This is a genomic window from Phyllobacterium sp. T2-21 (genome assembly GCF_055378485.1).
The window spans coordinates 241,550-261,413 of the sequence record NZ_AP027912.1 but is presented as its reverse complement, the minus strand read 5'-3'; the positions used below and the strand labels follow the sequence as shown (position 1 = coordinate 261,413).

Here is a 19,864-nt window from a genome sequence, read left to right as displayed (position 1 = left end):
CGCTCGGCTTGCAATAAAAAATTTGAAGCGCGATGATAGGGTAACGAAATTCAGTCAATCCCAGGGAGGTTGCTCGCAATGCGTGAAGTCGGACATTTTATCGGTGGCAAGCATGTCGCCGGAACAAGCGGTCGCACGACCGAAATTTTCCAGCCCATGGACGGCACCGTTCAGGGCCGCGTGGCGCTCGCAACCCCCAATGAAGTGCGCGCTGCCATTGCCAATGCCAAGGCGGCTCAGCCGGCATGGGCCGCAACCAACCCGCAGCGCCGTGCGCGCGTGTTGCGCAAGTTCCTTGATCTCGTCGAAGCCGAATACGACTCGCTCGCCGAACTTCTGGCGCGCGAGCATGGCAAGACCATTCCCGATGCCAAGGGCGATATCCAGCGCGGTCTGGAAGTGGTCGAGGTTTGCCTCGGCTCAGCCCACATGCTCAAGGGCGAGTTCACCGACAATGCCGGCACGGGCATCGATGTTTATTCCATGCGCCAGCCGCTCGGCGTCGTTGCCGGCATCACCCCATTCAATTTCCCGGCAATGATCCCGCTGTGGAAGGCCGGTCCGGCGATTGCATCGGGCAATGCCTTCATTCTGAAGCCTTCCGAGCGCGATCCGGGCGTGCCGATGCGCCTGGCCGAACTCTTCATCGAGGCCGGTTTGCCGGCGGGCATCTTCAACGTCGTCAATGGCGACAAGGAAGCTGTAGACACCATTCTGGATGATCCGGATATCAAGGCTGTCGGCTTTGTCGGCTCGACGCCGATTGCCCAGTACATCTATTCGCGCGCCACGGCCAACGGCAAGCGTGCCCAGTGCTTCGGCGGTGCCAAGAACCACATGATCATCATGCCCGATGCGGACATGGACCAGACGGTTGATGCCCTCATCGGTGCCGGTTACGGATCCGCGGGCGAGCGCTGCATGGCGATCTCCGTTGCCGTTCCCGTCGGCAAGGATACCGCGGATCGTCTCGTCGAGCGCCTGATCCCCCGGGTTGAAAGCCTGAAGGTCGGACCCTCCACCGATGCGTCGGCGGATTACGGCCCGGTTGTGACCCGGCAGGCGCTGGATCGCATCAAAGGCTATGTCGATCTGGGCATCCAGGAAGGTGCGAAGCTCGTCGTCGATGGCCGCGGCTTCAAGATGCAGGGCTATGAGAACGGCTTCTACATGGGTGGTTGCCTGTTCGATCATGTCACGCCTGACATGCGCATCTACAAGGAAGAAATTTTTGGTCCGGTTCTGGGCATTGTCCGCGCCGATACCTATGAGGATGCGATCCGTCTGCCGAATGAACACGAATACGGCAATGGCGTTGCGATCTTCACCCGTGACGGCGATGCTGCCCGGGATTTTGCCTCGCGCGTTCAGGTCGGCATGGTCGGTATCAATGTGCCAATTCCGGTTCCGATCGCCTATTACACCTTCGGCGGCTGGAAGGGTTCCGGTTTCGGCGATCTGAACCAGCATGGCCCGGATGCATTCCGCTTCTACACCAAGACCAAGACCGTCACGTCGCGCTGGCCGTCGGGCGTCAAGGACGGGGCCGAGTTCGTCATTCCGACGATGAAGTAAATTGCTTTGAACCTTGAAATCGCCGTCCGGTTCCGCACCGGGCGGCGATTTTCTTTTGGGCCAAACCCGATTTACGGGGCCATTGTCCGGAGATAGCCGATCAGCCGGGTCGCTTCGTCGGCGGCCTTGTCCGGTTCGCGGGCGATGATCGCCTTGATCAGCGCGGTGTGCGCCCCGGCGGATTGTTCGAGGCTGCCGGGCCGCTGCAGGCGGAACCAGAACCGGCGGCTATGGGTTTGCAGCGGGGACGCCAGACGGGCCGCATAGGGGTTTTCCGCCGCCTGTCCGAGCACCGTATCGAAAATCTTGTCGGCGTTGAGAAAGCTGATCACATCGTTGCCGGAGCTTGCAGCCATCATTGCATCGGATGCCGCTTTCAGCCTTTCATGATGCAGCGATGCGCCATAGAGCGCCGCATCGCGTGCAAGAACCCGCTCGACACCCTCGCGCGCATCGAGAACCTTGGTAAAGTCCTGCGGATTGAGCGCGGCAATGGCAATGCCCGAGCGGGGGCGAATTTCCATCAAGCCTTCCCAGGCCAGCTTCTGCACCGCTTCGCGCACCGGCGTGCGGCCCATATTGGTAACGTCCGTGAGGGTGCGCTCGTTGACGACCGCGCCAGGCTCAAGCTTCAGCGTGACGATCATCTCTTCGATCTGGCGATAGGCCAGTTCAGCAAGACTTTCGCCCGTCTGGGCCATGGTGTGGACTGCGGTTTGATCCATCAGATAAACTTTCTGTTCAAGGCAATTGACAGCCACACGTCCTATAGATATATTTCTGATATATCAAGAAGGAGAAGAGACATGTGGTCAGGCGTTTTCCCTGCGGTTACAACCAAATTCACTGAAGATGATAAACTCGATCACAAGGAAATGGAACGTTGCTTCTCGCTCCTGATGGATGCGGGTTGCGATGGTTTGATTGTTGCAGGTTCGCTCGGCGAAGGCCCGATGCTGAGCCACGAGGAAAAACTCGCGGTGCTGAAAACGGCGCAGGGTGTTGCCAAGGGCAAGCCGGTGCTTCTCACCATCAATGAAGCGGCAACCCGCGATGGCGCCGCGCTTGCCAAGCAGGCGGCCAAGGCTGGTGCCGACGGCCTCATGCTGGTTCCAAGCCCGATCTATCATACGGACCCGGAAGAAACGGTCACCACCCTGAAAGCCGTTGCAGCTGCCGGCGATCTGCCCGTGATGATCTATTCCAACCGCATTGCCTATCGCGTCGATGTGACCAGCGAAATCCTGGCGGAACTTGCGTCCGACAAGCACTTCGTGGCGATCAAGGAATCCTCCGACGACGTGCGCCGTACCACCGATATCATCAATACGTTCGGCAAGCGTTACGACCTCTTCACCGGTGTCGACAACCTCGCTTTCGAAGCGCTGACTGCAGGCGCCATCGGTTGGGTCGCCGGGCTGGTCACGGCCTTCCCGAAAGAGACGGTTGCGATCTACAAGCTCATCGGTGCCGGCCGCTATGCCGAGGCACTGGATATCTATCGCTGGTTCCGCCCCTTGCTTGACCTCGATGTCTCCACCTATCTTGTGCAGAACATCAAACTGGCGGAAGTCCATGAAATCGGAACCAATGATCGCGTTCGTCTGCCGCGCCAGCCTTTGCGCGGTGCGCGCCGGGCGGCTGTCGACAAGATCGTCAGGGATGCCATGGCGTCGCGGCCGAAGCTGCCTGTTCTCTGAGGCTGCGCCATGAGCGCCGCTCCGGAAAAGCACGATATTGTCATTGTCGGCGCCGGTATCATCGGCGTCGCCATCGCGGCTTTTCTGGGCGAAGCCGGGCGCAGGGTTCTGGTGATCGATCATCAGGGCATCTGCGAAGGGACGAGCTCCGGCAATGCCGGGGCCCTGGCTTTTTCCGACATACTGCCGATGGCCTCGAAAGGGGTCATGGCCAAGGTTCCGGGCTGGCTGATGGACCCGCTCGGGCCGTTCACCATCCGGCCGTCCTACCTCCCCAGGCTGGCGCCATGGCTCTACCGGTTCTGGCGCGCCAGCCGGCCGGACGTGCTGGAACATACCACGGTGGCGCAGGGCGCGATGATGCGCCTCGCCGAGCCGGCAATGCTGGATCTGATGCAGCGCGCCGGTATCCGCCATATGGTGCGCGAGGATGGTTCGCTTGAGCTTTACGAGAGTGAACACGAGCTCAATCTCTGTCTGCCCGGCTGGGCGGCACGGGAGAGGGCGGGCATCGCCTTCGAACATTTGCGCGGCGAAGCACTGGCCGCATGTCAGCCGGGTCTGGCACGGCGCTTTGTCGCCGGAACGTTCGTTCCGGGATGGAAGACAGTCAGCGATCCCAAACATGTCGGCAAAGGGCTATGGGCCCATGCGGAAAAACTGGGCGCCCGCTTCGAGCGTGCAGACGTCGTCTCCATCGGCGCGAACGATGCGGGTGGTACAGTCAGGTTTGCCGATGGGCGGGCAGTCGAAACAGGCAAGCTCATCATTGCGGCCGGAGCCTGGTCACACCGGCTGGCGCGGCATCTTGGTGACCATATTCCGCTGGATACGGAGCGCGGCTATAACACCACATTGCCTGTCGGGGCCTTTGATCTGAAACGCCAGTTGATTTTCTCCGGTCACGGATTCGTCGTAACACCGCTCGAAACCGGGGTGCGCGTCGGCGGAGCCGTCGAACTGGGCGGCCTCGATTTGCCCCCCAATTACAAGCGCTCGGACGTCATGCTGCAGAAGGCCAAGGCTTTCCTGCCGGATCTCGATGTATCCGGCGGCCGGCAATGGATGGGATATCGTCCGTCGATGCCCGATTCCCTGCCGGTTATCGGCTATTCCAGGCAAAGCAAAAATGTTCTCTATGCCTTTGGTCACGGGCATCTGGGATTGACCCAGTCCGCCGCCACGGGACGACTGATCTGCGATCTCATCGAGGGCCGGCGGCCGTCGATTCCGATCGATCCCTTTAATCCGCAACGCTTTTAGGACCCTGTACATCATGGCGCGTCATTCCTTCTTCTGTGTCGACGGTCACACCTGTGGTAACCCGGTACGTCTCGTGGCAGGGGGAGGGCCAAACCTCACCGGCTCGACCATGATGGAAAAACGCGCGCATTTCCTGCGCGAATTCGACTGGATCCGCACCGGTCTGATGTTCGAACCGCGCGGCCACGACATGATGTCCGGTTCCATTCTCTATCCGCCGACCCGCGAGGATTGCGACGTGGCGGTGCTGTTCATCGAGACGTCGGGCTGTCTGCCCATGTGCGGTCACGGCACCATCGGCACGGTGACGATGGCGATCGAACACGGCCTGATCACCCCGAAGACACCGGGCATATTGAGGCTGGATACTCCGGCCGGTCTGGTGGTCGCCGAATACACGCAGGAAGGCCAGTATGTCACCAGCGTGCGCATCACCAACGTTCCGGCCTTTCTCTATGCGGAAGGGCTGGAAGTGGAATGTCCGGATCTCGGGACACTGCATGTGGATGTTGCCTATGGCGGCAATTTCTATGCAATCGTCGATCCGCAGAAAAACTTCCGGGATATGGCGGATTACCGGGCGCTCGATCTTATCGGCTGGAGCCCGGTTTTGCGCGAGCGTCTGAACGAGCGATATACGTTCCAGCACCCGGAAAAGCCAGATATCAACACACTCAGCCATATTCTGTGGACCGGGGCGCCGACCAAGCCGGAAGCGCATGCGCGCAATGCCGTATTCTACGGTGACAAGGCGATTGACCGCTCCCCCTGCGGCACGGGTACATCGGCCCGCATGGCGCAACTGACGGCAAAGGGAAAATTGAAGCCTGGAGACGACTTCGTGCATGAATCGATCATCGGCTCGCTGTTTCATGGCCGGGTGGAATCGGCCACCCATGTCGGCGATCGCGATGCAATAATACCCTCGGTCGCGGGGTGGGCGCGGATGACCGGTTACAGCACGATCTTTATCGATGACCGCGATCCCTTCGCTCACGGCTTTGTGGTCAAGTGAGCCTTGCCCGGCTCGTTCCGACAATAAGGCGGGGATAGGTAATTCAGTTAAATCAGAGGCATTAGCTGTAAATTTCGTCAACAAATGACGAAAATTTGGTGAAAAATTTCGCACGGAGTATGCAAGCAAATGTGATGCCGCTGTTTGTGCTAAAAAAGCTGTTGCTTTCTTTAACGCAGACGTTACGTGTAAAGAGGTTGGGGTAAACGGGAACCGGATAAAAAAACCGGATAAGAAACTTCCCAATGAAAATGAGGGGTATCGTTGCGATGGAGTACTTCATCCAGCAATCGATCAACGGTCTGACACTCGGTTCAATCTACGGACTGATCGCAATCGGCTATACGATGGTCTACGGGATCATCGGCATGATCAACTTTGCCCATGGCGACGTTTTCATGCTTGGCGCGTTCATGGCGATGATCGTTTTTCTTGCTTTAACCACGTTTATTGGCGGCGTCCCTGTTGTGCTGGCGCTGCTCCTGATGATGCTTGTCGCCATGCTGCTGACAGGGTTGTGGAGCTGGACAATCGAGCGTCTTGCCTACCGGCCGCTACGCGGATCGTTCCGTCTCGCGCCGTTGATCACGGCGATCGGCATGTCGATCGCGCTGTCCAATTTCGTGCAGGTCACACAGGGCCCGCGCAACAAGCCGATCCCGCCGCTCGTCAATGGCGGTGTGACAATCTACGGCACGGGCATCACCATCGCCTACAAGCAGATGGTGATCGTTATCGTCACCGCGATCCTGCTTGCCGCATTCTGGTATCTGGTCAACCGGACCACGCTCGGGCGGGCCCAGCGTTCCTGCGAGCAGGACCGCAAGATGGCCGCGCTCCTCGGTATCGACGTGGACAAGACGATTTCCATGACCTTTGTCATGGGCGCCATGCTCGCTGCAGTCGCCGGAACGCTTTACCTCATGTTCTACGGTGTCATCTCCTTCACCGATGGTTTCACACCCGGCGTCAAGGCGTTCACGGCCGCGGTGCTCGGCGGTATCGGCTCATTGCCCGGTGCGGTGGTCGGCGGCCTGCTGATCGGGCTGATCGAAGCGTTGTGGTCTGCCTATTTCTCCATCGATTACAAGGATGTGGCTGCATTTTCGATCCTTGCAATCGTCCTGATCTTCCTGCCCTCCGGCATTCTTGGTCGGCCCGAAGTCGAAAAGGTCTGAGCTTATGGCTGATATCCAATCTTCAGGACAGGATTCCGTCTACGTGAAAGCCGTCAGGGAAGCGGTGATTGCCGGAATCATCGCGTTCGGCCTGTTCTTCCTTGTCATTGGTTTCCGCACCGACCAGAACATCAACAATGAACTGGTTCTCGCCCAGCGCTGGGGCCTGCTGGCGATCTTCGTGGCCGTGGCTGCCATCGGGCGCTTCATCTTCGCAGCGTTCATTACGCCGTCGCGGGAACAGGCGAAGCTGGCCAAAAGCAAGGTGCCAGCCGCTGCCAAGATCGACCGCCGCTCGCTCAAGGCGACGGTGTCGCGGTTTGGCCTTGCCCTGCTTTTCACCTACCCTTTCGTCGTCATCCTGATCCTGGCGCTGATTCAGTTCGCGGTGACCGGACAATGGTCGTTCCAGAGCGGTGTGCAGGGCTCGCTCAAATATGTCGACAATTTCGGTATCCAGATCCTGATCTACGTCATGCTGGCATGGGGTCTGAACATCGTCGTGGGTCTCGCTGGCCTGCTCGATCTTGGGTATGTCGCCTTCTACGCGGTCGGCGCCTATTCCTACGCCCTGCTCTCCGCGCATTTCGGCCTGTCCTTCTGGCTGCTCCTGCCGATGGCCGGTATCTTTGCCGCCACGTGGGGCATTGTGCTCGGCTTTCCGGTGCTGCGGCTGCGGGGTGACTATCTTGCCATCGTTACGCTGGCCTTTGGTGAGATCATCCGTCTTGTGCTGATCAACTGGACCGTTGTGACCAAGGGTACATTCGGTATCTCCGGTATTGCCAAGGCCACCATGTTCGGCATTCCCTTCACGCCGGGCCCCACCGGTTTTGCCGCCATGTTCGGCCTGCCGAACTCCGGCGTCTACTACAAGATTTTCCTCTATTATCTCATTCTGTTCCTTGCTCTCCTGACCGCCTGGGTGACGATCCGCCTGCGCCGCATGCCGATCGGCCGCGCCTGGGAAGCGTTGCGCGAGGACGAGATCGCCTGCCGGTCCCTCGGCATCAACACGACGACCACCAAGCTGACGGCTTTTGCCACCGGCGCGATGTTCGGCGGGTTTGCCGGATCGTTCTTCGCTGCCCGCCAGGGTTTCGTCAGTCCCGAGTCCTTTGTGTTCCTCGAATCGGCGATCATTCTTGCCATCGTCGTGCTCGGCGGCATGGGGTCGCTCATCGGTATCGCCATCGCCGCGGCGGTGATGATCGGCGGCACGGAACTCCTGCGCGAACTGGAATTCCTCAAGCTGATCTTCGGCAACGATTTTACGCCGGAACTCTATCGTATGCTGCTGTTCGGTCTCGCCATGATTGTCGTCATGGTGTGGAAGCCGCGCGGATTTGTCGGTAACCGGGAACCGAGTGCCTTCCTGCACGAGCGCAAGATGATCTCCAGCGAGTTTACGAAAGAAGGGCACGGCTGATGGTTTCGGAAGTGCGTAACAATCCCAGCGCCGTGCTGCGCGTTGAACATCTCTCGATGAAGTTTGGCGGGCTTATCGCCATCAACGACCTGAACTTCGAAGCCAAGCGCGGGGATATCACCGCCCTGATCGGCCCGAACGGTGCAGGCAAGACCACGGTGTTCAATTGCATCACCGGATTCTACAAGCCGACCGAAGGCATGCTGACCATGACCCGCCAGAATGGCGAGGAATATCTTCTGGAGCGCATGGCCGACTTCGTCATCACCAAGAAGGCGAAAGTGGCACGCACGTTCCAGAACATCCGGCTGTTCTCGGGGCTGACCGTTCTGGAGAATCTGCTGGTCGCCCAGCACAATCCCCTGATGCTGTCGTCGGGTTATACGATCCTCGGTCTTCTCGGCTTTCCCACTTACAAGAAGGCCGCCGCCGACGCGGTCGAGAAAGCCCGTTTCTGGCTGCAGAAGATCAACCTCATCGACCGTGCCGACGACCCGGCAGGCGATCTGCCCTATGGCGCCCAGCGGCGTCTCGAGATCGCCCGAGCCATGTGCACCGATCCGGAGCTTCTCTGCCTGGACGAACCCGCCGCTGGTCTCAACGCGCGTGAATCGGCGGAGCTGAACCAGCTGCTGCTCAGCATCCGCGATGAAACAGGAACGTCGATCATCCTGATCGAGCATGACATGTCCGTGGTAATGGAAATCTCCGATCACGTTGTTGTACTCGAATACGGCACCAAGATTTCCGACGGAACGCCGGAGAGCGTGAAGAATGACCCGAAGGTCATTGCCGCCTATCTCGGTGTCGAGGATGAAGAGGTGGTCGAACTGATCGAGCACGTCGTGGCGACCGGCAATGATGATATCACGGCGGCCGTTGATCTTTTATCCACGGAGGCCATCCAGGAAATCACCGAGACGCACCCGGAAGCGCCGGTCGCTGCAACGGCCGAAGCCGCGGCAAAGCCCGCCGGTCCGGCAATCAAGGCGGGAGCAACCGCCAATGCGCTCGCCGCACCGCGCGGCGGCACGCCCGACAATCTGACCCTGATCAAGGGGATTGGCCCGGTCAACGAGCGCCGGCTCAACGAACATGGCATTTTCCATTTCGACCAGATCGCGGCCTGGAAGAAGGCCGATGTGATCGCCGCCGAAGCCTATCTGGCGTTTGACGGGCGCATCGCGCGCGAAGACTGGATCGGCCAGGCCAAAAAGCTGGCGAAAGAGAGCCAGGGCAAACCGGCTGCGAAGAAGACCGGAGGGGCGAAGTAATGTCGGAAACACAAACTCTTCCGAGGACCGGGGCCCTTCTCAGTGTCGAGAACGTTGAAACCTATTACGGCAATATCCGCGCGCTCAGCGGTGTCAGCGTCCATGCGGATGCCGGTGAAATCGTCACGCTGATCGGCGCCAACGGCGCCGGCAAGTCGACGCTGATGATGACCATTTTCGGCATGCCCCGGGCCCGCAAGGGCCGGGTGATGTTTGCCGGCCAGGACATCACGCAATTGCCGACCCATGAGATCGCGCGCCTGCGCATCGCCCAGTCACCGGAAGGCCGCCGGATATTCCCGCGCATGACTGTGCAGGAAAACCTGCAGATGGGCGCCAGCCTCGACAATCTGGAGTTTTATGACGAGGACGTGCGCAAGGTTTTCGACCTGTTTCCGCGCCTGAAGGAACGCATCAACCAGCGCGGCGGTACCCTGTCGGGCGGTGAGCAGCAAATGCTGGCCATCGGCCGCGCATTGATGGCGCGTCCGCGCCTGCTGCTTCTGGACGAGCCGTCGCTGGGTCTTGCGCCGTTGATCATCAAGCACATTTTCGAGGCGATCAAGGAACTGAACAAGTCCACGGGCCTGACGGTGTTTCTGGTTGAACAGAATGCCTTCGGCGCGCTGAAACTGGCGGATCGCGGCTATGTGATGGTCAATGGTATCGTGACGATGAGCGGATCGAGCAAAGATCTTCTCGCCAATCCGGAAGTGCGCGCGGCCTATCTCGAGGGCGGGCGTCACTGACAAAAATAGGACCGGCTTTCCAGCGGGTCTGGAAAATCCGGTGCTGCAAGGGGAATACTGCCATGCAAGGCATTCTGTACGAAGAACCCTCATTCTGGCTGTTTGTGCTGGTAACCTGCGTCATGGGTGGCTGGGCCGCATGGATGGCGGGCCGCGCCTGCGCCAAGACATGGCGTTCCCATACAATCCTGATCTTCTATATGCTGCTTCTCGGCATCGGCGTCCGCTTCATCCACTTTGCGCTGTTTGAGGGCACGATGGTGACGCTGCACTACTACGTCGTCGACACGATCGTGCTGATCATCATCGGTACATTGGGCTATCGCTACACCCGGACAAACCAGATGGTTCAGCAATATCACTGGCTCTATGAAAAAGTTTCCCCCTTCTCGTTCAAGGAAAGAAAAGGGGCCTAAGCAATCTCGCTGACGCGAAATGAATCAGCGTGACAACCGCCGGAAAATCGGCAAATGTGGTCTTCAAGCGATGGGAAGATTTCATCGTTAGGGGTTTCGTAAGTACCTAGAAAATGGGAGTTTTCAAATGAAGAAGTCACTGTTCTCGGGTGTTGCTGTTGCAGCAATGCTCGCTTTGGGCGGTCACGCCTATGCTGATCTTCTGGTCGGTATTGGTGCTCCGTTGACCGGCCCCAATGCCGCTTACGGCGCGCAGATCCAGAAGGGTGCCGAAGCGGCCGCAGAGGTGGTCAATGCGGCTGGCGGCGTGAATGGCGAAAAGATCAAATTCGTTCTGGGCGATGACGTTTCCGACGCCAAGCAGGGCGTTTCGGTTGCCAACAAGTTCGTTGCCGATGGCGTGAAGTTCGTTGTCGGTCACTTCAATTCCGGCGTATCCATTCCGGCATCCGAAGTCTATGCGGAAAACGGCATTGTTGAAGTAACACCAGCCGCGACAAACCCTGTGTTCACCGAACGCGGCCTGTGGAACACATTCCGCACATGCGGTCGCGATGACCAGCAGGGTGCCATTGCCGGTGCCTATATCGCCGAGCATTACAAGGATGCAAAGATCGCGGTCATCCATGACAAGACGCCTTATGGTCAGGGTCTTGCCGATGAAACCAAGAAGACGATCGAAGCAAAGGGCTTGAAGCCTGTTCTTTATGAAGGCGTCAACGTTGGCGACAAGGACTTCTCCGCACTGATCGCCAAGGCAAAGCAGGCCGGCGTTACCGTCCTTTATTGGGGTGGTCTGCATACCGAAGCCGGTCTGATCATCCGCCAGCTGGCTGATCAGGGCCTGAAGGTCAAGTTCATCTCCGGCGACGGCATCGTCACCAACGAGCTCGCAGCGATTGCCGGCGACGCCGTGGTCGGTACGCTCAACACATTCGGTCCCGATCCGCGCAACAACCCGGCCAACAAGGAACTGGTCGAGAAGTTCCGCAAGGCCGGTTTTGAGCCGGAAGCCTACACCCTCTACGCCTATGCAGCCGTGCAGGCCATCGTCGAAGCAGCAACCGCTGCTAAGTCGAACGATCCTGAAACCGTTGCCAAGGCTCTGAAGGGAAAAGGCCCGTTCAAGTCGGTTCTCGGCGATATCTCCTTTGACGAAAAGGGCGATCCGAAGCTTCCAGGCTACGTCATGTACGAATGGAAGAAGGACAAGGACGGCAAGTACACCTACATCCAGCAGTAAGCCTTTTCGCTTGCTATCTCATGCGAAATGCCCGGCTCTCATGCCGGGCATTTTGCCGTTGGACATTTCACCGTCTTGTGATCAATATGCATTGTTTGCAGTGCAGCAATCACCGCGCCAATAGGGTTTTACCACTCATATTGCCTTTATGAGATTTCGGAGTTTTCGCCTTGCCTATCAAGAAGATCCTCGTCGCCAATCGATCAGAAATCGCCATCCGTGTTTTCCGCGCCGCCAATGAGCTTGGCATGAAAACCGTGGCGATATGGGCGGAGGAAGACAAGCTGGCGCTGCACCGTTTCAAGGCGGATGAGTCCTATCAGGTTGGGCGCGGGCCGCATCTGGCCAAAGACATGGGGCCGATCGAAAGCTATCTGTCGATCGAGGAAATCATCCGGGTGGCAAAGCTGTCGGGCGCTGACGCCATCCATCCGGGCTATGGCCTCTTGTCCGAAAGTCCGGAATTTGCCGAGGCCTGCGGTGAAGCCGGAATTATCTTCATCGGGCCGAAGCCGGAAACCATGCGCCGCCTCGGCAACAAGGTTGCTGCCCGCAATCTCGCCATCGAGATCGGCGTTCCGGTCGTGCCGGCAACCGACCCGCTGCCCGACGACATGGACGAGGTGAAGAAGCTTGCCGAGACGATCGGCTACCCCGTCATGCTGAAGGCATCCTGGGGCGGCGGCGGGCGCGGCATGCGCGCCATCTTCTCGCCGGATGATATTGCCCGCGAGGTCACCGAAGGCAAGCGCGAGGCCAAGGCCGCCTTCGGCAAGGATGAAGTTTACCTTGAAAAGCTGGTGCAGCGCGCGCGCCACGTCGAGGTGCAGATTCTTGGCGATACGCACGGCAACGCGGTGCATCTGTTCGAGCGCGATTGTTCGATCCAGCGCCGCAACCAGAAGGTCGTCGAGCGCGCGCCTGCGCCTTACCTCAACGAGGCGCAGCGCAAGGAGATTGCCGATTACGGCCTGAAGATTGCCGCGAAAACCGCTTATATCGGTGCGGGCACCATCGAATTCCTGATGGATGCCGACACAAACCAGTTCTATTTCATCGAGGTCAATCCACGTATTCAGGTGGAACACACGGTGACCGAGGAAGTCACCGGCATCGATATCGTCAAGGCGCAGATCCGCATTCTGGAAGGCGCGACGATCGGAACGCCGGAATCCGGCGTTCCCGCGCAAAAGGATATCAAGCTGAACGGCCACGCGTTGCAGTGCCGCATCACCACGGAAGATCCCGAACAGAACTTCATTCCGGATTACGGCCGTATCACCGCCTATCGCGGTGCAACCGGTTTCGGCATCCGGCTGGACGGCGGCACCGCCTATTCGGGCGCGGTCATCACTCGCTATTACGATCCGCTTCTGGAAAAGATCACGGCGTGGTCGCCGACGGCCGACGAGACGATCCAGCGTATGCACCGCGCCTTGCGCGAGTTCCGCATCCGCGGTGTTGCCACCAACCTGACCTTCCTTGAAGCCATCATCACCCATCCGAAGTTTGCCGATAACAGCTACACGACGAAGTTCATCGATACGACGCCGGAGCTGTTCGCACAGGTGAAGCGCCAGGATCGCGCCACCAAGCTTCTGACCTATCTGGCCGACGTCACCGTCAATGGTCATCCGGAAACCAAGGGCCGCGCCACGCCGCCGGCCGAAGCGGCGCTGCCGCGGGTGCCGTTCATTGAGACACCGATCCCGGATGGCACCAAGCAGCTGCTGGATCAGTTGGGGCCGAAGAAGTTCGCCGAATGGATGCGCAATGAAAAGCGCGCCCTGTTCACCGATACGACCATGCGCGACGGTCATCAGTCCCTGCTCGCAACGCGGATGCGCACCTTCGATATCGCCCGGGTCGCCGGTACCTATGCGCGCGCTTTGCCGCAGCTGTTCTCGCTGGAGTGCTGGGGCGGCGCGACGTTCGACGTGGCCATGCGCTTCCTGACGGAAGATCCATGGGAGCGGCTTGCAGACGTGCGCGAAGCGGCACCGAACATCCTGTTGCAGATGCTTCTGCGCGGCGCCAATGGTGTGGGCTACAAGAGCTATCCCGACAATGTGGTCAAGTATTTCGTACAGCAGGCCGCCCGCAACGGCGTCGATGTGTTCCGCGTGTTCGACAGCCTCAACTGGGTCGAAAACATGCGCGTCACCATGGATGCGGTGCTTGAGGAGGACAAGCTGTGCGAGGCCGCCATCTGCTACACCGGCGATATCCTGAATTCCGCCCGGCCGAAATACGACCTGAAATATTATGTCGATCTGGCGCAGGAAGTGGAAAAGGCCGGCGCGCATATCATCGCGGTCAAGGACATGGCCGGGCTGCTCAAGCCGGGCGCTGCCAAAGTGCTGTTCAAGGCATTGCGCGAGGCGACCGACCTGCCGCTGCATTTCCACACGCATGACACGTCTGGCATCTCAGCGGCAACCGTGCTTGCCGCCGTGGATGCGGGAGTCGACGTGGTCGATGCTGCCATGGATGCTCTTTCCGGCAATACCTCGCAGCCCTGTCTCGGTTCGATCGTCGAAGCCCTCAAGGGCACGGAGCGCGATCCCGGACTTGATCCGGAATGGATCCGCCGCATCTCGTTCTACTGGGAGGCGGTCCGCACCCAATATGCGGCATTCGAAAGCGATCTGAAGGGACCGGCATCGGAAGTCTATCTGCACGAGATGCCGGGCGGCCAGTTCACCAACCTGAAGGAACAGGCACGCTCGCTCGGCCTTGAAACGCGCTGGCACGAAGTGGCGCAGGCCTATGCCGACGTCAACCAGATGTTCGGCGATATCGTCAAGGTCACGCCGTCATCCAAGGTCGTGGGCGATATGGCGCTGATGATGGTCAGCCAGGACTTGTCCGTCGCCGACGTGAAGAACCCGGACAAGGATATTTCCTTCCCGGATTCGGTGGTTTCGATGATGCGCGGCGATCTCGGCCAACCCCCGAAGGGCTGGCCCAAAGATATCCAGAAGAAGATCCTGAAAGCAGAAAAGCCTTTCACCGATCGGCCCGGCTCACTGCTGGCACCGGCCGATCTCGTGGCCGAGCGCAAGGACATTGAGGAAAAGCTGGAGCGCAAGGTCAGCGACCAGGAATTTGCCTCGTATCTGATGTATCCAAAAGTGTTCACCGATTTTGCCGTGACGCACGGCACTTACGGTCCGACCAGTGTGCTGCCGACACATGTCTATTTCTACGGGCTGGCGCAGGAAGAGGAAGTTTTCCTCGATATCGAGCGTGGCAAAACCCTGGTTGTACGCAATCAGGCGGTGGGTGAACCGGATGAGAAGGGCATGGTTACCGTGTTCTTCGAAATGAACGGCCAGCCGCGCCGCGTGAAGGTGCCTGACCGCACCCGTGCGGGCAGCGTCGGTGTCCGCCGCAAGGCAGAGCTTGGCAATGACAAGCATGTCGGTGCGCCGATGCCGGGTATTGTGTCCACGGTCGGCGTCTCGGTTGGCCAGAAGGTCAATGCGGGTGACGTGCTTCTCTCCATCGAGGCGATGAAGATGGAAACGGCCCTGCGTGCCGAGCGGGATGGGACGCTGGCTGAAATTCTGGTCCGCGCCGGTGACCAGATCGATGCCAAGGATCTGCTCGCCGTCTACGAGTAAGGCCATCTGGTCCGCATAGCCGGCCGCGTCGTGCCCTTAAGTTCAATCTTGGGGCACGACGCGATGGATGCGTGCTGATGGCAGTTTTGTGCGTGGTTCGACAAGCTCACCATGAGGGAGGTGGTGCATTGCAGGGAGCTTGTTCTGCAACGCTCCCAATTGGCTTTGCAGCCCTCTACTTCCCTCATGGTGAGCTTGTCGAACCACGCACAAAGCTGCCGCCCATCACCCGATGTAACATGTTTATGCCGATATGTGCGCATATCGGCATAAACAGGCATTGAATAGTGCGCATATGCGAAGTATGGTCGGGTCGTTGAGTTCCGCAGCCGATGCGGGATATGAGCGCGCATGTGCAGGGTGTTCCCACAATGACCAAAGACCTGTCGCCGGAAGAGCGGAAGAGCATGATCCTCAAACGGGTCAATGAATCCGGCCGCGTCCTGGCGAATGCCGTTGCGACGGAATTCGGTGTTTCGGAAGATTCCATCCGCCGGGATTTGCGCGAGTTATCCGAAGCAGGGCTTGTCCAGCGCTTCCATGGCGGTGCGGCGCGCAGCAGTTCGAGCTTTCGCAGCTTTCAGCAGCGCGCCAAGGACGAAACCGCCGGGAAAAAGGCGGTTGCCGCCGTTGCCACTGAACGAATTGCCCCGAATTCCACCATGCTTCTCGATTCGAGCACGACCGTGCTTGAGTTTGTGCGCGCCCTGCCGGTCAACCTGCAGATGCGCATCATCACCAGTTCGCCGGATATTGCCTCGGCCGCTCTCGACCATCCCCTGTGCGAGGTTATTCTCCTCGGCGGCACGCTGAATCGTTTCACCCGCAGCGTCATCGGGCAGTCGCCGCTTGCCGAAGTGCAGCTCATGCATGTCGATTACTGTGTGCTCGGCGCCTGCGCCATCGACGAGAGCCTGACACTGCGCGCCGAGAACTACGAGGACGCGCATCTGAAACTGGCCATGAGCAAGGCGAGCAATGAAGTGATGCTGCTAGCCACGGCTGAAAAGCTGCTGAAGCAGGCGCCCTTTGCCATCGCGCCCATCTCGGCCATATCGACGCTGATTACCGACAGAACCGCCGACCCGTCGATTGTTGAGCGGATTCGCGCCGTGGGTGTCGAAGTCGTCATCGCCGACAGACGCGGTGCGTGATGTCCATCCTGTCCGAAATTCAAGCTGGTGATAAAACTATGGATGCCTCCGTCTACAGGAAGAAAGCCGTCTATGGCCGCTGGGCAGTTGCCAGCGCTTTCTTTTTCAATGGATTTCTGATCGGCAGCTGGGCGCCGCAGATCCCCGTGTTCATGACCCGCCTGCACATCAGCGAGTTCACGCTCGGCCTGATGATCCTGGTGTTTGGCCTTGGCGCCCTGGCGGCAATGCCCTGGTGCGGCTACCTCATCGGCCGGTACGGCTCGCGCGCGGTGGTGAAGGGCTTTGCCGTCTTCTGCAGCTTTTCCCTGCTCTTGGTGGCGCTGGCTCCGAATGTTTATATCGCGGCGCCCGCGCTTTTCCTCTTCGGTGCCGTCATCGGCGGCATGGATGTGGCCATGAACGCCAATGCCGTCGAGGTGGAGAAAAAGCTGTCGCGCGCCGTCATGTCATCCTCGCACGGGTTCTGGAGCCTTGGCGGCTTCGCCGGCGGCGCCCTTGGCGGCTTGCTGATCGAAGCACAGGGCCATCTGGTTCATGCGGGGGTGGTCACCGCCATTGCGGTTGCTCTGGGGCTAGCCGCGTTCCGCTACATGATCACTGAAGATGCGCCGGTGGTGCACGAGAAAAAGGGCAAGCTGGCTTTCCCCACCAACCCGCTGATTTACCTAATCGGTATCATGGCGCTTTTCTCCATGGTTCCGGAAGGGTCGGTTCTCGACTGGGCGGCGCTTTACCTCAAGCAGGAGCGCGGTGCCGATATTGCCACAGCCGGATTTGCCTTCGCCGCATTTTCGGGAACGATGTCCGTCATGCGCTTTCTCGGCGACGGCGTGCGCAACCGCTTCGGTGCGGTGAAGACATTGCGCATTTCCGCGCTCATTGGTGCATCGGGCATGCTGGTTGCAAGCCTTGCGCCAAGCCCCTGGATCGCCATTTTTGCCTTTGCATTTGCGGGGCTGGGCATTGCCAATATGGTGCCCATTGCCTTCTCGGCTGCTGGCAACCAGAAGGGAACGTCTTCGGGCGTCGCCCTCAGCCTCGTTACGCTGATGGGCTATTCCGGCATTCTGGTCGCGCCCTCAGCCATCGGCTTTGTCGGCGGGCGCACGGGGTTCGGCCCGGTCTATATGGTGCTGGCCTGCCTGCTTGTCGTGGTCTTCCTGATGGCCAATCTTGCCGCCAGTGCCGACCGCAACGAAAACCCGGGCACCTGATCTATGCCCGGCGGCTTGCCGCGACCGCCGGTTTCTTGCGCTGCAGCAGAAAGTCGGTCACCCGCCGTCCGGCCTTGTGGGCTTTCAATCCGACATTCATTTCGGGAGAAAGCTCACCGGAGAGATCGAGTGTCGCGTGTTCGCCCACCGCATCGAAATGCTCTTCCAGCCAGTCATCGGCTGCGGCCTGGCCGAGGTCGCGCAGATATTCGAGAAAGGCCCATTCCGCGTTGATTTTCGATGAGGCCGCCAGGCCAGCCAGCGCCACATCGGCATCGATACGGTGCATGCGGATATGCTTGTATTCGCCGTGTTCGATCCGGCCTGCGTCGATCAGCGAATTGACGAAGGCAATCGAACGGAACTCACGCAGCAGCGCTGCATTGAAGGTGATCTCGTCGATACGGTCGGTGATTTCGCGGGCGGTCTTCGGCGCGCCGCGCCGTTCGATCGGGTTGATCTGGATAAGCAGCAGGTCTTCGCTCTTGGTCGAATAGAAGAAGGGATAGAGCGCCGGGTTGCCGCCATAGCCGCCATCCCAGTAGGGTTCACCTTCAATCTCCACCGCCTGGAAAATATAGGGCAGGCACGCGGATGCCATTACCACATCGGCATTGAGCTCCGACTGGGAAAAGACCCGCAGGCGGCCGCTTTCCACATTGGTTGCCGAGATGAACAGCTTGAGCGCCGAACAGGCTTTCACCCGGTCGAAATCAATTTCACGCTCGACCACATCCCGCAGGGGGTTAAGGTTGAACGGGTTGAACTCATAGGGCGAAAACATGCGCGAGAACTGCTCGAACAGATTATACCCGACGCCGTTCTCGACGGACCAGTTGCCGAAAAAGCGGTCCCAGGGCGTGCGCTGAACCGGGCTGAACTGCCCGGTGCGGCCCACCGCCCGCCAGAATTCATAGAGCTTTTCGCGGGCGCCATCAGGACCGTTGCGGCTCCAGCCATCAGCCAGCGCGACGGCATTCATGGCACCGGCGCTGGTGCCGGATATGCCCTCGATGGTCAGCCGGCCATCTTCCAGAATGCGGTCGAGAACACCCCAGGTGAAGGCGCCGTGCGAGCCGCCGCCCTGCAGCGCGATGTTGATGACTTTGGGTTTGTGGTTCATCACTGCGCCGTCCAGCCGCCATCGACGGAGATGGATGTACCGGTGATCTGCGCCGCCGCATCGCTGGCGAGAAACACCACCGTCGCGCCGATCTGGTCGACCGTGGCGAATTCCTTGGTCGCCTGCCTGTCGAGCATGACTTCGCGGATGACGGTTTCGCGGTCCATGTTGTGCGCTTTCATCTGGTCGGGGATCTGAGCCTCGACGAGCGGTGTCAGGACATAACCGGGGCAGATGGCGTTGCTGGTGATATGCTTTTCGGCCACTTCCAACGCGACGGTTTTGGTCAGTCCGAGAATGCCGTGCTTGGCCGCCACATAGGCCGACTTGAACGGCGATGCACGCAGGCCATGTGCCGAGGCGATATTGATGATGCGGCCCCATCCGGCCTTCTTCATATAGGGAAGCGCGGCAGCGGTGGTGTGGAACGCCGAGGTCAGGTTGATGGCGATGATCGCATCCCATTTTTCCGTCGGGAATTCATCGACCGGCGCGACAAACTGGATGCCGGCATTGTTGACCAGTACATCGACGCTGCCGAATGCGGCAGCAGCCTGGTCGATCAGGGCACGGCATTCGTCACCCTTGGACATATCGGCCTTGATATAGGCGACGCCGGTGGAATGCTGTGCGGCGATCTCCTTGGCAAGATCGTGGTCTTCCGGGCGGTCCGTGAAGGAATTGATCACCACATTGTAACCCGCCGCTGCGAGGGCGTGGGCGGAACCCAGTCCGATGCCGGAGTTGGAACCTGTGACGACTGCGGTCTTCTTGGCCATGAGAAACTTCCTTTGGTTTAACAACCGTGTTGAAGGCGTCTGGAATATATTGCATTGCAGCAAAAATACCAGCTTTGGAACGTGAACACTTTGTCATACGGTTCACTGTGGCGTGATCGGCAA

Annotated in this window: 16 protein-coding genes; 13 read left to right on the top strand and 3 right to left on the bottom strand. The window is 59.4% G+C overall.

Annotated features, from left to right (window positions below):
- Positions 1 to 78: 78 nt before the first annotated feature.
- Positions 79 to 1,575: a CoA-acylating methylmalonate-semialdehyde dehydrogenase gene (locus ACZ5FP_RS01325; protein WP_223613744.1), complete on the top strand. Its 1,497-nt coding sequence runs from the start codon at positions 79 to 81 to the stop codon at positions 1,573 to 1,575.
- 71 nt (positions 1,576 to 1,646) lie between these two features.
- Here ACZ5FP_RS01325 and ACZ5FP_RS01320 read toward each other — a convergent pair whose 3' ends face one another.
- Complete coding sequence (locus ACZ5FP_RS01320) at positions 1,647 to 2,300, bottom strand: GntR family transcriptional regulator (RefSeq protein ID WP_464661675.1); 654 nt, start codon at positions 2,298 to 2,300, stop codon at positions 1,647 to 1,649.
- 81 nt (positions 2,301 to 2,381) lie between these two features.
- Between ACZ5FP_RS01320 and ACZ5FP_RS01315 the strand changes: the two genes are divergently transcribed.
- The 12 genes from ACZ5FP_RS01315 to ACZ5FP_RS01260 all read left to right on the top strand — a co-directional run bounded on the left by ACZ5FP_RS01315 (position 2,382) and on the right by ACZ5FP_RS01260 (position 17,839).
- A complete protein-coding gene (locus ACZ5FP_RS01315; RefSeq protein ID WP_464661674.1) occupies positions 2,382 to 3,275 on the top strand; it encodes a dihydrodipicolinate synthase family protein in 894 nt (297 codons plus the stop codon).
- 9 nt (positions 3,276 to 3,284) lie between these two features.
- The gene (locus ACZ5FP_RS01310; protein ID WP_464661673.1) at positions 3,285 to 4,538 is read left to right on the top strand and encodes an NAD(P)/FAD-dependent oxidoreductase; all 1,254 of its coding nucleotides are present in this window, start codon (positions 3,285 to 3,287) and stop codon (positions 4,536 to 4,538) included.
- 13 nt (positions 4,539 to 4,551) lie between these two features.
- Entirely contained in the window at positions 4,552 to 5,553 is a 1,002-nt protein-coding gene (locus ACZ5FP_RS01305) for a 4-hydroxyproline epimerase (RefSeq protein WP_223613740.1), read from the top strand.
- A 269-nt stretch (positions 5,554 to 5,822) separates the two neighbouring features.
- Complete coding sequence (locus tag ACZ5FP_RS01300; protein WP_105734358.1) at positions 5,823 to 6,731, top strand: branched-chain amino acid ABC transporter permease; 909 nt, start codon at positions 5,823 to 5,825, stop codon at positions 6,729 to 6,731.
- A gap of 4 nt (positions 6,732 to 6,735) precedes the next feature.
- Complete coding sequence (gene livM, locus ACZ5FP_RS01295) at positions 6,736 to 8,160, top strand: high-affinity branched-chain amino acid ABC transporter permease LivM (protein ID WP_464661672.1); 1,425 nt, start codon at positions 6,736 to 6,738, stop codon at positions 8,158 to 8,160.
- Positions 8,160 to 9,434 (top strand): ATP-binding cassette domain-containing protein, encoded by a 1,275-nt coding sequence (locus ACZ5FP_RS01290; protein ID WP_464661671.1) that lies wholly within the window; start codon positions 8,160 to 8,162, stop codon positions 9,432 to 9,434. The genes livM and ACZ5FP_RS01290 overlap by 1 nt, the downstream gene beginning before the upstream one ends.
- Positions 9,434 to 10,183, top strand: a complete 750-nt coding sequence (locus ACZ5FP_RS01285) for an ABC transporter ATP-binding protein (protein ID WP_223613737.1) — start codon at positions 9,434 to 9,436, stop codon at positions 10,181 to 10,183. Before ACZ5FP_RS01290 ends, ACZ5FP_RS01285 begins: the two co-directional genes overlap by 1 nt.
- A 62-nt stretch (positions 10,184 to 10,245) precedes the next feature.
- Positions 10,246 to 10,599: a DUF6867 family protein gene (locus ACZ5FP_RS01280; RefSeq protein WP_464661669.1), complete on the top strand. Its 354-nt coding sequence runs from the start codon at positions 10,246 to 10,248 to the stop codon at positions 10,597 to 10,599.
- A 127-nt stretch (positions 10,600 to 10,726) separates the two neighbouring features.
- Positions 10,727 to 11,842 carry a branched-chain amino acid ABC transporter substrate-binding protein gene (locus ACZ5FP_RS01275; RefSeq protein ID WP_223613735.1) on the top strand — a complete coding sequence of 372 codons (1,116 nt, stop codon included), beginning with the start codon at positions 10,727 to 10,729 and terminating at the stop codon, positions 11,840 to 11,842.
- Between the two features lie 170 nt (positions 11,843 to 12,012).
- On the top strand, positions 12,013 to 15,468 hold the full coding sequence (gene pyc / locus ACZ5FP_RS01270; RefSeq protein WP_464661667.1) for a pyruvate carboxylase: 3,456 nt from the start codon (positions 12,013 to 12,015) through the stop codon (positions 15,466 to 15,468).
- A 371-nt stretch (positions 15,469 to 15,839) separates the two neighbouring features.
- Entirely contained in the window at positions 15,840 to 16,622 is a 783-nt protein-coding gene (locus ACZ5FP_RS01265) for a DeoR/GlpR family DNA-binding transcription regulator (protein WP_464661666.1), read from the top strand.
- 38 nt (positions 16,623 to 16,660) lie between these two features.
- Positions 16,661 to 17,839 carry an MFS transporter gene (locus ACZ5FP_RS01260; protein WP_464661664.1) on the top strand — a complete coding sequence of 393 codons (1,179 nt, stop codon included), beginning with the start codon at positions 16,661 to 16,663 and terminating at the stop codon, positions 17,837 to 17,839.
- A 1-nt stretch (position 17,840) separates the two neighbouring features.
- On the opposite strand, the gene ACZ5FP_RS01255 is transcribed toward ACZ5FP_RS01260, so the two are convergent.
- Complete coding sequence (locus tag ACZ5FP_RS01255; RefSeq protein ID WP_223613731.1) at positions 17,841 to 18,962, bottom strand: patatin-like phospholipase family protein; 1,122 nt, start codon at positions 18,960 to 18,962, stop codon at positions 17,841 to 17,843.
- A complete protein-coding gene (locus ACZ5FP_RS01250) occupies positions 18,962 to 19,741 on the bottom strand; it encodes a 3-hydroxybutyrate dehydrogenase (protein ID WP_223613730.1) in 780 nt (259 codons plus the stop codon). Before ACZ5FP_RS01250 ends, ACZ5FP_RS01255 begins: the two co-directional genes overlap by 1 nt.
- Positions 19,742 to 19,864: the final 123 nt, after the last annotated feature.